This window comes from Halobacillus sp. ABR2_026 (assembly GCF_056158545.1).
This window is the reverse complement of the sequence record NZ_JBSWTM010000001.1, coordinates 2,223,152-2,236,845: the sequence shown is the minus strand read 5'-3', so window position 1 is coordinate 2,236,845 and position 13,694 is coordinate 2,223,152. Positions and strand designations below refer to the sequence as shown.

Annotated in this window: 15 protein-coding genes and 2 pseudogenes; 14 read left to right on the top strand and 3 right to left on the bottom strand. The window is 38.2% G+C overall.

Annotated elements, in window-relative coordinates; translation table 11 throughout:
• Positions 1-235: 235 nt before the first annotated feature.
• Entirely contained in the window at positions 236-424 is a 189-nt protein-coding gene (locus ACXADE_RS11545; RefSeq protein WP_474980616.1) for a hypothetical protein, read from the bottom strand.
• Between the two features lie 489 nt (positions 425-913).
• A pseudogene (locus ACXADE_RS11540) lies at positions 914-2,113 on the bottom strand (IS110 family RNA-guided transposase).
• A gap of 505 nt (positions 2,114-2,618) precedes the next feature.
• Between ACXADE_RS11540 and ACXADE_RS11535 the strand changes: the two are divergent.
• The 7 genes from ACXADE_RS11535 (at position 2,619) to ACXADE_RS11505 (ending at position 6,924) form a co-directional block, all read left to right on the top strand.
• Complete coding sequence (locus tag ACXADE_RS11535; RefSeq protein WP_474980615.1) at positions 2,619-2,885, top strand: GNAT family N-acetyltransferase; 267 nt, start codon at positions 2,619-2,621, stop codon at positions 2,883-2,885.
• A gap of 57 nt (positions 2,886-2,942) precedes the next feature.
• Positions 2,943-3,134, top strand: coding sequence for a DUF4177 domain-containing protein (locus tag ACXADE_RS11530; protein WP_474980614.1), 192 nt, complete (start codon positions 2,943-2,945; stop codon positions 3,132-3,134).
• A 268-nt stretch (positions 3,135-3,402) separates the two neighbouring features.
• On the top strand, positions 3,403-4,020 hold the full coding sequence (locus ACXADE_RS11525) for a DUF2651 family protein (RefSeq protein ID WP_474980613.1): 618 nt from the start codon (positions 3,403-3,405) through the stop codon (positions 4,018-4,020).
• Positions 4,021-4,306: 286 nt separating this feature from the next.
• Complete coding sequence (locus tag ACXADE_RS11520) at positions 4,307-4,762, top strand: NUDIX hydrolase (protein ID WP_474980612.1); 456 nt, start codon at positions 4,307-4,309, stop codon at positions 4,760-4,762.
• A 554-nt stretch (positions 4,763-5,316) separates the two neighbouring features.
• Positions 5,317-5,865: a Rossmann-fold NAD(P)-binding domain-containing protein gene (locus tag ACXADE_RS11515; protein ID WP_474980611.1), complete on the top strand. Its 549-nt coding sequence runs from the start codon at positions 5,317-5,319 to the stop codon at positions 5,863-5,865.
• A gap of 42 nt (positions 5,866-5,907) precedes the next feature.
• Complete coding sequence (locus ACXADE_RS11510; protein WP_474980610.1) at positions 5,908-6,117, top strand: hypothetical protein; 210 nt, start codon at positions 5,908-5,910, stop codon at positions 6,115-6,117.
• A 147-nt stretch (positions 6,118-6,264) separates the two neighbouring features.
• Positions 6,265-6,924 carry a Type 1 glutamine amidotransferase-like domain-containing protein gene (locus ACXADE_RS11505; protein ID WP_474980609.1) on the top strand — a complete coding sequence of 220 codons (660 nt, stop codon included), beginning with the start codon at positions 6,265-6,267 and terminating at the stop codon, positions 6,922-6,924.
• 89 nt (positions 6,925-7,013) lie between these two features.
• Here ACXADE_RS11505 and ACXADE_RS11500 read toward each other — a convergent pair whose 3' ends face one another.
• Positions 7,014-8,972 (bottom strand): alkyl/aryl-sulfatase, encoded by a 1,959-nt coding sequence (locus ACXADE_RS11500; RefSeq protein ID WP_474980608.1) that lies wholly within the window; start codon positions 8,970-8,972, stop codon positions 7,014-7,016.
• Positions 8,973-9,497: 525 nt separating this feature from the next.
• On the opposite strand from ACXADE_RS11500, the gene ACXADE_RS11495 reads away from it, so the two are divergent.
• From ACXADE_RS11495 to ACXADE_RS11465, 7 genes and pseudogenes are all read left to right on the top strand, one after another.
• Positions 9,498-9,824, top strand: a complete 327-nt coding sequence (locus ACXADE_RS11495; RefSeq protein WP_474980607.1) for a hypothetical protein — start codon at positions 9,498-9,500, stop codon at positions 9,822-9,824.
• Positions 9,825-9,918: 94 nt separating this feature from the next.
• Positions 9,919-10,317, top strand: a complete 399-nt coding sequence (locus ACXADE_RS11490) for a disulfide bond formation protein DsbD (protein ID WP_474980606.1) — start codon at positions 9,919-9,921, stop codon at positions 10,315-10,317.
• A gap of 332 nt (positions 10,318-10,649) precedes the next feature.
• Complete coding sequence (locus tag ACXADE_RS11485) at positions 10,650-10,934, top strand: hypothetical protein (RefSeq protein ID WP_474980605.1); 285 nt, start codon at positions 10,650-10,652, stop codon at positions 10,932-10,934.
• A gap of 757 nt (positions 10,935-11,691) precedes the next feature.
• Positions 11,692-12,069, top strand: a complete 378-nt coding sequence (locus ACXADE_RS11480) for a hypothetical protein (RefSeq protein ID WP_474980604.1) — start codon at positions 11,692-11,694, stop codon at positions 12,067-12,069.
• Positions 12,070-12,093: 24 nt separating this feature from the next.
• Positions 12,094-12,355, top strand: a pseudogene (locus tag ACXADE_RS11475) (IS1595 family transposase); the annotation flags it as partial.
• 141 nt (positions 12,356-12,496) lie between these two features.
• On the top strand, positions 12,497-12,826 hold the full coding sequence (locus ACXADE_RS11470) for an ArsR/SmtB family transcription factor (protein ID WP_474980603.1): 330 nt from the start codon (positions 12,497-12,499) through the stop codon (positions 12,824-12,826).
• A 57-nt stretch (positions 12,827-12,883) separates the two neighbouring features.
• Entirely contained in the window at positions 12,884-13,516 is a 633-nt protein-coding gene (locus ACXADE_RS11465) for a LysE family translocator (protein WP_474980602.1), read from the top strand.
• Positions 13,517-13,694: the final 178 nt, after the last annotated feature.

The following is a 13,694-nucleotide window of genomic DNA, read 5'->3' as shown; positions in this document are numbered from 1 at the left end:
TTCATAAGCACCCCCAAACCCACAAGTTACAATAAGTAACAAGAACCCAATTTGTCAAAAGATTGATCAAAATGGGTTCTTATCGAGCAGATATAAGATTGGTTTTTCAAAAAATGATTGATTGTTTTGGAAAGCGAGTATACTATAGCACCCAATATAGTAAGCAAAGAAATAATAAAAAATCTTAACCAACTATATTGAGGTCTGTCTATTCTTAATACTTCTGTTATTTTAGTTAACGTCCATTTTTGTCCCAGTCTTCATACGAATCAAAATTACGATTAGGATCTACAGCGTCTCTTCCATCTTCCATTAAGTTGCTAACACAATCTTTGCAAAGAGACTCACCTTCTGCCAGTAATTCTGAATCGAGTTGATTTTTGGAGAATTCTCCTCCACACTCATTACATATATAATTTTCCATAAATATCCTCCCTTCCAAATTTAAATAGCGTGTCAAAAGCTTTTAATGAATTACAATTATAATACAATACTTACATTATTTAGACAATTATGAACTTATCTATTATAAATTTTGTTCGAATATTTATGTAAATTCAGTTTACACTGAACTACTTAAATATGTAAATATTTCACAACGAAAAACCCCTCTAGATAAAAAACAAGGGGGTAAAGATTCGTAATTCTTATTATAAAAGAGGTTGTTCTTATTTATATTGCTGGCTCTCCCATCCGCAATAATCAATCAAAATGTGTTTTTTAGAGTCAGTAAAATAATACTGCCTTTAATATATCTTGATATCGAGTCTTCACGTATACCAGCTAATAGAAGGTCAATAGGTAAGGGTAAAAAAGATGAATCAGACATGGTACAATAAAAATGAACATACTAAATAAACTTCAACAGTATCGATTTGAAGCATTTTCTATATAAGTAATTTATTGGTTTTTTCTAAATCACATAAGCCTTTTTACTTTTTAAGATGGCATAGATCCAATGAATGAGCTTGTTTGCACAAGCAATAATCGCCACTTTATGGGGCTTACCTTCTTCGCGTTTCTTATCGTAATAAGCTCTTAGTTTTGGATTGCGATTCTTGGTTATTCCGCATTGGACTGCGTTATATAGACTCTTGCGAAGGCTAGACGATCCGCGCTTTGTAATTCGGTTAATGGTTGCTTTAAACTGTCCCGATTCATGGACACTTGGGTCAATCCCCGCGTAGGCAACAAGCTTCTTAGGGTGGTTAAACTGATCAATATCCCCAATCTCGGATAGGATTGTTGCCGCAATCTTTCCACCAATACCGGGAATTGATCGGATAATTTTATATTCATCAAATTATTCAGCCAGGGCATCTATCTCTTTCAGTAGCTTCGATAGGTGCCTTTGGTATTGGAGGAGAAGTTGAATGAACATCGTTAAACTCACCACATGACTCGAGTATAGATTCCGCTTGAAAGGATCTCGTCCTGCTGCCTCTTTGAGTTGGTGAGCTTTATCTAGTGCCCATCCATAAGAGCGTTTAACTCCTTGGTGGAGGATGACTTCAGCGATCTTTTCCTTCGTTTCCTCCCGAACACCTTGAGGTGTTTGATAGTGGAGTAACGTTCGTAAGGAGGTCGGTGAATAAAGAGATCCAAAGACCGTCTTATATTCCGGAAACACTTGATCCAATACCGTTTGGAACTGAAGTTTAATTTGTACATAAGTGCCCGTTAGAGCGTCATGTTGACGGGTTAGATTCCTCAAATTCATGATTTTGACAGCCTTCTTTTTGAAAGGTTGAAGGTCATCATATAGATAATACAATTCCCCTAAACGAAAGGCATCAATGGCGTCCGTCTTTACTTTCCTTAGGCTCATTTTTTTAGCTTCATGAGATAGAACCGGATTCACCAAGTAATAGACAATTTGATGCTCTTCTAAGAACTGTAAAACGGGTTCATGGTAATGACCGGTAGATTCAAAAACGACGACCGGAGGTCGCCCTGTGATTTCTTCCACCTCTAACCAAAAGCGATGAAAATCATGTAACCCTAAAACATTATGCTCGAAAACAAAGCTCTTCTTGTAAGGATCTTTCTTCTGTAAAAAGGCTTGTACTTGGCTTTTTCCCTTCGCAATATCCAGGCCAATGACTGGATCCATGTTTTATCACGTCCTTTTGTTAGATTCACCGGCAGCCCCTAACCTAGCTTGTAGTGTCATAGCTTCGCTTGTTATACGGGATCTAAGTCCCAACCAGCCTCAAACATGTTTCTACAAGTAGGGGGTGGACAGTATACTAGACGGGATCAGAGTCCCACGGGGGCGAACGTCCTACCCGGCTACTTAAAGAATAACCCATAAAAAATAGGTCAACCAGATAAACTGGTTAACCTTATAATACGAACGGGGGTGATCCTGCAATAAAGGAATCGTCCCCTAATTTATAGAAATAATTATTACTGCTTTAAAACTGTTGCCATAGAATGGAAAGGTACAATAATTAAGTTAGTAAATGTGGATGAAGTAGAACTTAATAGGTATAAAGAGTTTGTGATTTCTGACAATGCTAATGAAATCACTCAAAATTTCAACTTAACATCTGAGCAGGCGCTAGAAGAATCTTATAATGATGATAGTTGACATGTTTTAGAATGGATTAGCTACTGTGGGGCAATATGTACATAATATAGTACTCGTAGATTCAAATGAACAAGTAGGAATTCTTTGGTACAGCGTACTTACAGAAATTAATATTGCATACATAAACCATATCTTAATAGAAAAAAGAGGGAAAGGATTTGGAACAAACACACTTGAAAAGCTTCAAGATACACTCAAAGAACAGGATGTAAAATCAATTGGATTAAGTGTTTTCGGGAAAAATGAGGAGGCTTATCGGTTATACAAGAAGCTGGGATACATATATTTGTAACCTTTTGTGATTAAGTAACGTAAACGAATGGAAGGGAAGAAAAGGAGGTCATTGATTTTGTATGAGCACAAATTTGTGAGAATCGAATTGTCTTCTTTTAATAAACCAAAGGGAGACTACCATGAAGTCATCGATGAACATGAAAAAGATGGTTGGGAATTAGTACAAATATTTGCCCCGGGAACTAAAAGTTATGGAATGTCTGCTTTTTTTGAAATCATTTTCAAACGAAAAAAGACTAAGGATTAATGGCCTTAGTCTTTTTTACTAGGCTTCAAGTATAAGGGGGGCTAGTAAATAAACCCTATACAGAAATGATATCATCACTAAAATTTAATAGAACCAAGGAAATAGAGGAATGGCTGAAAATGAAGAAAAGGAGCTTTCCAGTTTCTATTTCGTCCAGGATAGAAGTTCTGATCATTCAGGGTTTCTGTCCTTTTCTATGTAGTTATTGTTGAAAATCAGACACTTTATGTGTATTATTACACTAAAGGTTGAATGGAGGTAACTACTTATGTACTTAATTCCACTCGTCCTATTTTTATTTCCCAGTCTTGCATTCGTGCTCGGTGTTATAGGATACGCTTACTTCAACAAGCTGTACATCGCCCCTGTAATCGTTTTTGTCCTTTCGTTTTCGGCACAACTCCTTTACTTAAACTTCTCTTTTTTTACGTGGACCTGTATCTATACCGGTCTCGCCTTCTTTGGAGGGATAACCGCTCATATTCTTCTTGGTAAATTTCAGCCCAGCCGTAAAGTGAAAAAAGTAACGGGGATTATTCTAATAAGTGCTGTTGTTATTCCGGCACTTATTTTAGCCGGCTCCAGACCCGTGAATGCTGTGCTGATGGAAAGGAAAGTGAAGGATTACCTGCAGGAAGAGGGTTATAAATCAAGTGAAATCGAATCAGTGAAAACCTTTCATAGTGGCAAACGGAATACCAATCGGACGAAGCCTACCATTGCAGAGGTGGTGTTTACAGATGATCCGGCTCATACCTATCGATATATAGAGTTGAAGAAGGAAAATAAGGTCATCCAAATGTGTGAGTATGAGGGGAGCTCGAACTTTTTTACAAATAAGTACACCAAAGAGCGGCCACATATGGTGAGAAGCTGCTATGAATAAGTAAGATTCCATTTCGAGTCTTACAGAAAAGAGGCAATATTAATTGTTGGATATTATTAAATAGTTCATAAACTAATGCAAAAGGACGCAACACAGCTAAAAGTTGTATCTGTTTGCATTAGTGAATTGGATTGATATTATTTACTTGTTTTGAAATAATTGTAATTAATTGAATGTTCAACAATGTAACAATAGCAAGGACAGAGCCATTTCTATCGAAGAAAATGATTTTGGAAATGTTTACAAAAAGTGATGGATTTTTTAATGATTAGAGTGGAGTGTTAGCATGGCTGACTATATTATGAAAGTTCGTGAAAAAGTAGGCACAATGCCCCTCGTTGTAAGTGTGGCAGGTTGCCTGATTTTAGATGATCACAATCGAGTTTTATTGCAGCATAGAAGGGACAACCATCAATGGTCACACCCCGGAGGAGCAGTGGAAGTTGGGGAAGCAGTAGAAGATACTGTTAAAAGGGAAGTATTTGAGGAGACAAGTTTACGAGTACAGAATCTAGAGCTATTCAATATTTATTCTGGTGAATCACAACACTACATTTATCCGAATGGTGATGAAGTCTATTTTGTTAACATTATTTACATAAGTGAAGAATTTGAAGGGACACCAACAATAGATCAAGACGAGACTAGAGATTTACAGTTTTTTGATTTGGATTCCTTACCTCCTATGACCCCTAATAATCAAACTATTTTAATGGACCTACAGAAGGCAGTATTAAGTTAATCCTTTAATAAAAAGCTTGGAGTCAGTCGTAATAGAGCATGGAAAACATTGTGAAGACATCATCTTTATTAATGACTTGAGGTATTTCCATTCGTAAGTTTATCTACAGTATACATTCCCACACAATAGATAGTGAAATATATGAACAATAAGAGTAGAGAATTAATTCTTTCATTTAGAAATGGTAATAAGATTATAAGAAGGGCTAGTAAAATCACTCCTGCTCTTTTTTGGTGCTTACTCATCTTATTTTTATTAAACAATTTTTCTCCTCCTCCTTCAGAAAAATTAATGGTTGGTGACTATATATTTCTTATTACCATCAGTTTATAAGCATAAACGGTCAACAGAGAGGTTAGGAAAAATTTTAATAATTAAAAATCCTAACTACCATAGCACAGATCAGTCAGATTATAGAGTTGGGTCTTAAAGAATGGGGAAGTGGCAAGGATCTAAACATTCAAAGGATCAAGAACATGATAGAAACATGAGTGACCCTCTATCCGATTCGTTAATATCAAGCTTGTTATATTCTTATAGGAAGGAGGTTGGTTATGAGTAGAACACATGCATTGATTATTGGTGGAACAGGGATGCTGAGTGACGTCTCATTATGGCTGATACATCAAGGGTATATGGTTTCCGTTATAGGAAGAAGTCAAACTAAACATGATAATTTAAAGAAGAAGACGACTACTCCTGAGCGGATTCATAGTATGAGAGTGGACTATAACGATCAGAAAATACTTGAAACGGAAGTGAGAGGGGCGATTGAGCGGTTCGGCCCTATTACAATGGTTGTCAGTTGGACACCTTGTCTTCCTTCGTTGGAGTTAATCAGTTCCGTCTGTTCTGAACATACCCATCAGTGGAACCTGTACCAAGTGAAGGGAAGCCGGAGGTACTTTGAAGAAGAAGACATTGATCTGCCAACGGCTTGCAGCCATAGAAGCATTTATCTTGGCTTTGTAATCGAGGACGAGGCATCCAGATGGTTAACAAATAAAGAAATCTCGGGTGGTGTCATAACAAGTATAGATAAAGATATGAAAGAATCTATTATCGGGGTACTTCACCCCTATGAAGCACGTCCGAAACACTAAGGAGGGATAGCTATATGGCTCATCGTAGGAGTTATCGCGATCATGGCAACTGTAATCAATCTTTATATGTATAAAGCAGGAAAAGGTTATAAACTGGCGATGGCGATGGGGTTATCATTTCCAGCATTAACCCTTTGTGCAGAATACAGTCTAGTAGCTGAATGGGTCGAAGTCGAAGATTGGGCAGCTTTAATGGATGTAGTACCTGGTGTGGAAGTTTCTATTTTACTGAACCTTGCCCCTATATTTTAGAGTGGAAAGGGAAGAAATAAATGCTTTTTGTTTCAAGTAAAGAGGACACTTGCTCATAAGAATACTAGTTTTGTTTACATAGAAGGTGTTGTGAAAGTAGATCGTTTAATGAATGTGAAAACAGAAAATTTTTAAATGGGGGTACTGATGAAAACTCACTATTATTTAGGCTGGTTTACAAACTTTTTTCCTGAGAACTTGAAGAAGGCTTTACAGGACGATATCAAAGATCGAACTTCAATCGTTATGATCCGTTCGACTCCTTCTGAGTCGAATGAAGATGATGGCGCTACTGAACGGTCATGGCTTGATCAAGCTGGACTTACGTTTGATGAATATCATTTAGTTCATGATCGCCTTCATAAGGAAGATGTCCAAAAGTTAATACGAAAGGCTTCCGTTATATTCTTGTTAGGTGGAGATGTTCTTAAGCAAAATAGTTTCTTAATGGAATATGAATTATCGGTGTGGATTAAAAATAGTAGTGCCGTTGTGATTGGAGCAAGTGCTGGTGCGATCAACATGTCCGCTAAATGGCTAGCCTCGAAAAACTTAGGGTTTGACGTTGAAAAAAGCAAAGTTTATGAAGGGATCGGCCTTGGTGATTTCTCCATCTTATCTCATTATGATCTTGAAAATAATTTTGAACTTGTTCAAAGAGAATTGTCTCCCTTGTCAGAAGAAATAAATATTTATGCATCGAATAAAGATTGTGCTGTACGTATGAAGGGAGACAGCATGGACATGGTAGGCCAGGTTTATTTGATTTCCCGATCGAACATACAGAAATTGGAGGAGACGTTATAGCTGAAATGACTGGCTGAAGATGATTATAACTATGTAGGTGCAATCGAAAAAACAAGTAATATCGCTCAGGATATTACTTGTTTAAATGTCTAGTAATCATGGGTACGTTTTTTACTCAAAGGCGTCATAATTGGGAAGTCTGTTTCTATTTGATCAAGCGCCCATAAGAATTGATGCCACTTTGTAATGTTTCCGATAACTTTGATGGAAGAAGGAGAAGGGCGGTTGTTGGTGGTTGCTAACTCATATAAGGATTCTTTACTCATGATGACCTTTACTTGATCCTCTTTCAGTTCCTTTGATAAGTAACGGAAAATGCCTCGTTTGATCTCCGTTAAGGCTTTTTCTTTCCGATCAGGAATAATGAAGTTTAATTTGAAATCATACTCTCCTGCAATCAACCCGTTTATGCGGATACTTAACATGTTTAACACTTGCTCGAGGGTCATGATATCGAGAACTTCTGTTGTAATGGTAGACTGCTGGATTGGAATAATTCCATAACGCAGTTCTTGAGCACCCATCAAATATTCATTCCGCCATGGTCCGGATTCTGCGATGTAGCCAAGCTGCTCAAGAGCGTCTGCACAAAGGTATTTGGCATTCTTATTGGATGGGTTTGCGAAGATGACGTGCTTCATGACTTCTGCCACCCATTGGTAATCGCCTTTTCTAAAACTCTCTTTGGCTTTTTTTATGACTTCATCTTCTCCGCCCATAAAGTCCACGTATTTCTTTGAGGACTCTTCCGGGAGGAGCTTGTTTAAGTCGACAGGGTTTCCGTTATACCATCCCATATACTTTTGGTATACCGCTTTAGAGTTATGGTTGACCGTTCCGTAAAAGGACCTGTTAAACCACTCCTCCTTTAAACTCTCAGGAAAAGTTACCAATCTTCCTACTTGATCGATGGTATAGCCTTGATTGATCAGCCTTAAGGTTTGATCATTAATATATTGATACATGTCCCGTTGTTTTTCCATATAATCGATGCAGTAGTCTCTTCCATGCCTTGGCCAGTTGTGCACTTCAAATACAGAGGTCATATTTTCTCCAAAAAGCTCAATCGCTTGTTGGATGTACTTCGCCCAGGCGACAGGATCGCGCACTTCAGCCCCGCGTAATGTATAGATGTTATGAAGTGAAGCGGTACAGTTCTCTGCGATACAGAGGCTTTTTTCTTCAGGGATGTACATGTTCATTTCAGCTGGAGCTTCTGTATCGGGAGTGATTTGGAATTGCACACGCACACCATCGATGACTTTCTCGACATAAGGTTCATCCTTGAACGGGGAAATTTCTTCTGCTGAATTGACTAAAGTCACCACACCAGTCGATACATACTTGCCGATGCCGCTGTCTACTTGACCTTTTTCTCCACGAGGCAGTACCTCTCCATACATGTAAAATCCTCGCCTCGACATGGCAACACCAGCGGTCACGTTTTCTTCCAGAGCTGCACTTAGAAATCCGCTCGGTGCATAAATTTTCACATCATCCGTTGTTCCACTATTCAGGACACCATCTACACCACCATAATGATCCACGTGTGAATGAGAAAAAATGATGGCACTGACCGGAATTGTGCCAAAGTAGCTGTCGATCAATTCAAAAGCGGCTTCTGCCGTTTCTTTGCTCGTAAGACAATCAATTACAATCCAGCCTGTCTTTCCTCGAATAATACTCAAGTTAGCAAGGTCGTAGCCTCTAACCTGATAAATGTTTTCGGTCACTTGGAAAAGACCGGCATTTAAATTCAGTTTTCCCTGGTACCATAACTTCGGGTGAACGGAAGAAGGGAGTTTATCATTCAGCAGGAATTCGTAGCGTTTTAAATTCCAAACTGGAAGGAGCGAATCTTCGGGATGGATCACGGGGAGAGAGACGCTTTTTAACACATTTCGCGTGGCCCACTCCTGTTCAATCTTCAGTCTATCCCAAGGCAGTTTCTTTTTTATGGACTCGTTGATCGCTTGGGTCTTTTTCGTGGCGTCTTTGCGAAAAGGGGTGAGGGCTGCCTTCAACTGCTCTTCGTTGTTTTGATCCATGTAATGTCACCTCCATGAATAAAGTATTCAGCTGAAATCCCCTTCATACATAGGGATGATATTTGTTGGTAGCATTATTGAGGCACTCGTACACTTCGATTAACTTCGCAATCATGACGACATACGTGTGGGGGATTTTTTTAATGGGTTCAGCTCAACAGAAAAGCCCCCGTATGGAGAGTGATATGGTTCTTGATTTCCATGGGTGTTCTATTCTACTGGTTGTCTGGAGGTGGAGCCAACGTTCCTTATTGAAAACGCCAAAGCATTATGAGAGATTATTTGAAACGAACAAGCACTTTCTTACGTAGAAGATACTGGAGAAAACAAAAAGTTCACGGATGGTGCTGAAACTTCTTAGATTATTAGTCAGTTCAACAAAAGGGGAGTGTTCTTATCAAAAAACATTGTTGGATGATATTCATACTTTGTATACCCGTATTTATCGTGGGGTGTGCAGAAAGTAACGGTGACACGTTAAATCAAGAGACATCAGTAGAAAGTACAGGAGAAAAACATAAAATTATGTTAGTTGGCACACCTCATTCCAAAGAAGACGGACCAATCATGGAGACGGATCAAGTAATCGAAGACTCCCCAAAAATAAAACGGGTGGAGGGGCTGGTGGAATCTGCTGAAGAGATTGAAAAACCTGACGATAAAGTGTGTAGCTCTCCAGATGTCTTCTTCACGATTAGAAGATCGGACGAAACGTATGAAGATACTCCAGAGGTGAAAAGATTTGTTTGGTATCAAGAAGATGGAGGCGCTGTTTTATCTGATGGTTCTGGAGGATATTACTCCTTAGATCCCGGTCAGGCTAAAGGCCTACATAAAATACTGAATACTTAAACTCTGATTCAATTTTGTGGGTTAGGCAAAACCACTGCCACCTAAAGAGGTTGTTAATGAAAATAAGGAAATTATTGGATGTAGAGGTGAGGTCGTGAAAAAAATAAAGTTAAATAGACTAGGTTGGATGCTTCTGTTGGTGATGGGTATATCATGGATAGTGTTCGGCTATTCCGCATGGTTTTTATTATTAACTCCAATGGCTTCCTTCTTTTTTTCGGTGGGTAATGGCAACATCAAAAAACTAGGGAAGATCAAACAAATGTCCTTCCTGCATTTGATAGTTATTGCAAGCATATTTATTTTGTCGGTGGCTATTGTCTATGGTCTTATTGTTTTAGCTAGTTATGTGATCAACGATTTATTACATTTAACAGGAATGGTAAAGACGATTAGTATCATCATAGCCATCATTCTTTCGTTATACCCAGTGAAGTTTGCGTTCGGCAGTATTGTCTATAAAATGACTCGCAACTTAAAGCCAGAAGGGTAGAGAGAGATGTGACTAGTAAAGGGATGAGGCATTAGCCGCCTGTGCTTTATGGTCATTGTGAGAAATGGCCGCAGTCCTGAAAAAAACGTTGATTCTTTTGAATGGGAATTATTATACACTTTCTTGGTGTAGGGTTTCCGTTTGTTAAAGGATCTCCAGATCTTTTAACATCATTTCCCGTGGCTAAGATGATTGGATGGATTTTTCTGGCTGTTTCCTTGTTTTATAAGGGAAGACCATGTACTGGGGTTCACTGAGCCTCCGGTTGAATAACACGAGGGTAACTACAATTACTTACGTTACTCAAATAGAAATGAAGAATAGGTGTGTTCATGTCTTACATAATCTTTTTCTCTATCCTTTTGGTTTTTGCTTTACTATTTTCATCTGTGCTTCTCGCCATGGTGCTCAAAACAAAGAAAACGCGAATGTTATTCGGGGGCATTATTTCACTCATTTTTTCTATCCTGCCTTTCTTCTTTGCTTATTTGGTTTTAGATGATGGGATAATTTTTGTGTTGATTGTAATAATATTAAGTTTTAGTGCATTTCTTGCTGGAGTGATCATTATGGGGGCAGGCATTTTCATGAAGGAAGACGACACTATGGGATCATAAGGAGCAAGTGTTACAAGCTGAGGTAATGATGCGTTGGAAGTTTGAGTGGGAGGGTGGATCTTCATGGATGCAGAAACGGGTCTCTTTAACGCTATACTTTATAAACAAGGAGTTTGATTGAAACGATGCTATTTTCCCGTTGGACACTATTGCAAAGCTTAATTTTCATATGCTTAGTTTTTCTATCATTTACAGCCGAAACCTTCCATTCTGGTATCGCTGTTCCATTAGGCGCTGCTCCTGCTACCTCTGGAGGACCTGTCCTAATGACAATGACCTTCCTGGGTCTAGTCCTGGGAGGATTCAGTTTAACCTTTTATCTGCAGACTAAGAAAAGTCCTACATTCCTGAAGCACCCCGCTTGGGATAAGATTCACCGTTTCTTTATTTGTATGTTGATCCTATCTGTCATTATATTTATGATGGCTTTTCAGTTCAGCTCTCTAAACGAAGTATTAGAAGATGCACGGTGGGGAATCTATGGAATTCTCTATTATTTTCTGTTTATATTCCATCTCATTGTTTTGAGTTTTATACATAAAGCTTATAAAAACAGAATAACTAACGGAAGAAAGATCTGGTCCTCGTTTCTTGTGAGTCTCGTCTTGTTAACTTTTTCAATCTTTATCATATAAGGTCTGATAAAGGTTGTGGTTTATATAACTAGATGCGGCTCTTTCAATAGTTAATGATTGAATCTCTAGTTAGGAATGAGGGGTGGACCTTTGTGTGGGAAATCATAAGAGGCAACGAATACATGATTATTGTTACATACTCTCTTATTGCATTGATCATCAACCTGGATTACGTAAGGGATTACAAGAATATCAAAAAAAGACTCCGTCATATATCTTCTGATGAAGAGTTGGAAGTTGATCCTGGATCATGGTCATTACTTATGATTGTCTTAGTCTTTAATTTTTTTCGAAGGTGGTTCATCTATTTACTCGCCGTAATAATTACAGAGAACACATTCGTTCTAGCCCTTTCATTCCTGTTGTTTGTCGTAAGTTTATATGACAGCTTTTTCAATTATAGTCTTAAGAAAGTAAAGGAATCGAACCAGGCTCTTTATCTCGCAATATCAGATTCTATTTACATCACTTTTTTTGTGATTTATTTATTGTCCCATTGAACTTTTGTATCCAGAAGGAGAAGGAACCTCCGCAAATCAGCGGAGTTGATTCGGCGTTACCCACGTGCCTTATTCTACTGGAGGCACAAGTTACTATCGGCATTAAAAGTAATGGAATCTGTAACATTCCTAGGGAACGTGGAAATGGACAAGACCAATTGAATGTACTCAGAAAAAGGGGTGAGGAAGCTTGTCGATTGAAGTCCACGCAAACGGGAGGGGTTCCGCTAAGAAACTAGGCATAAGCAGCGAACGGGTATGTGTCCTTGTCGCAAGGGACAACGAATGAGATTACGATAGATAAAAAAGACGAACAATTTGTATTAGTGGGATTAGATAATTGTTCCTAAAAGGCCTCCCATTGGAGGTCTTTTATATCTATAGAGTCAGTTTGACAATCACTGCCTATTATTTTATAATTCGAAACATGTCGAAATATAATAATGAAAACGTTAATCAATTTAGTGAAATGTTCAAAGCGCTTTCTAATGTCCATCGATTGAACATTTTTCTTTATTTAGCCGAGTACTGTAATCCGGGTGAACTGAGCACAGAGAAAGAAATGCGGTTAACCGTGGGAGAGTTAGGAGAAGGGTTAAATATTGCACCCTCGACAGTTTCCCATCACCTTAAGGAACTAAGACGCGCGGGATTAATACGTATGGACCGCCAAGGGAAAAATATTGAGTGTTGGGTTGAAGAAGAGACAATCGATCATTTAGTTGAATTTTTTCAAACATCTAAGGGGGGGCAATAATTTTTTTAATAACAATTCGATAGTTGTGGAATTATCGAATTAAAAGGAGGATCATATATGTTTAAGCTCTTGTTTAGTGGCTTTATTATAGGTTTTGTCTCCTCTCCCACTTGTCCAAGTAATGGTGAAGAAATAAAACATGGTACAAAGTATGGGCTCACTTCATCTCTCATAGTAGGGTTAGGTGCTGTCACAGGGGATGCAATTGTCTTAGTAGCTATATTACTTTGGCTCATGCCTTTTATTGGAACAGAATCTATTATTGTTACTTTTCTATGGCTCTTTGGAAGTTTTGTGCTTTTTTATGTTGCCTGGGGAATCTTTAAAGAAATGAGGACAGTTCAAGGCGTGGGTGAAAAACGCATGAGGGGTATAATGAACCCCGGAAGGCATTATTTTAAAGCCTTTTGGATAGGGATAGCTATCACTACTTTTAACCCTTTTACTGTATTGTGGTGGATGGGCTTGCTTACACCTATCGCAAATGATGGAAATAGCATTTCTATGGCTTACCCATTATCAGTTTTATTTGGCGCGTTACTATGGTTTGTTTTTTTAGCTATACTATTACATCTTGGAGAAAGATGGCTAAACAAAAAGAGTAGACAAACGATTCTATTAATAAGTGGTCTGGCTGTTCTGGGCTACAGTGTTTATTTCTTCATTCAGTTTGTTAACCAGATATTTTAAAAACAGCCTCAACGCTCTTTCAATATTTTCAGGAAGATGAATTAATAAAGAAAGGGATCTATTGCGTTCCCCTTTTAAGAGTATAGAAGCACTTAGGAATATCTCAATTCAAGTCTTAATGTATCGGGGGCTTTAGTATTTTTCTATGTAGCTTTCTGGAAAGTATAAGCAATGCTAT

Bases quoted from the DNA above. Each gene is read 5' to 3' on its own strand.
- ACXADE_RS11545 (WP_474980616.1), bottom strand. From the start codon at position 424: ATGGAAAATTATATATGTAATGAGTGTGGAGGAGAATTCTCCAAAAAT.
- ACXADE_RS11485 (WP_474980605.1), top strand. From the start codon at position 10,650: ATGTCTTACATAATCTTTTTCTCTATCCTTTTGGTTTTTGCTTTACTA.
- ACXADE_RS11505 (WP_474980609.1), top strand. From the start codon at position 6,265: ATGAAAACTCACTATTATTTAGGCTGGTTTACAAACTTTTTTCCTGAG.
- ACXADE_RS11470 (WP_474980603.1), top strand. From the start codon at position 12,497: ATGTCGAAATATAATAATGAAAACGTTAATCAATTTAGTGAAATGTTC.
- ACXADE_RS11500 (WP_474980608.1), bottom strand. From the start codon at position 8,972: ATGGATCAAAACAACGAAGAGCAGTTGAAGGCAGCCCTCACCCCTTTT.
- ACXADE_RS11515 (WP_474980611.1), top strand. From the start codon at position 5,317: ATGAGTAGAACACATGCATTGATTATTGGTGGAACAGGGATGCTGAGT.
- ACXADE_RS11510 (WP_474980610.1), top strand. From the start codon at position 5,908: ATGGCAACTGTAATCAATCTTTATATGTATAAAGCAGGAAAAGGTTAT.
- ACXADE_RS11525 (WP_474980613.1), top strand. From the start codon at position 3,403: ATGTACTTAATTCCACTCGTCCTATTTTTATTTCCCAGTCTTGCATTC.
- ACXADE_RS11520 (WP_474980612.1), top strand. From the start codon at position 4,307: ATGGCTGACTATATTATGAAAGTTCGTGAAAAAGTAGGCACAATGCCC.
- ACXADE_RS11465 (WP_474980602.1), top strand. From the start codon at position 12,884: ATGTTTAAGCTCTTGTTTAGTGGCTTTATTATAGGTTTTGTCTCCTCT.
- ACXADE_RS11480 (WP_474980604.1), top strand. From the start codon at position 11,692: ATGATTATTGTTACATACTCTCTTATTGCATTGATCATCAACCTGGAT.
- ACXADE_RS11495 (WP_474980607.1), top strand. From the start codon at position 9,498: ATGTTAGTTGGCACACCTCATTCCAAAGAAGACGGACCAATCATGGAG.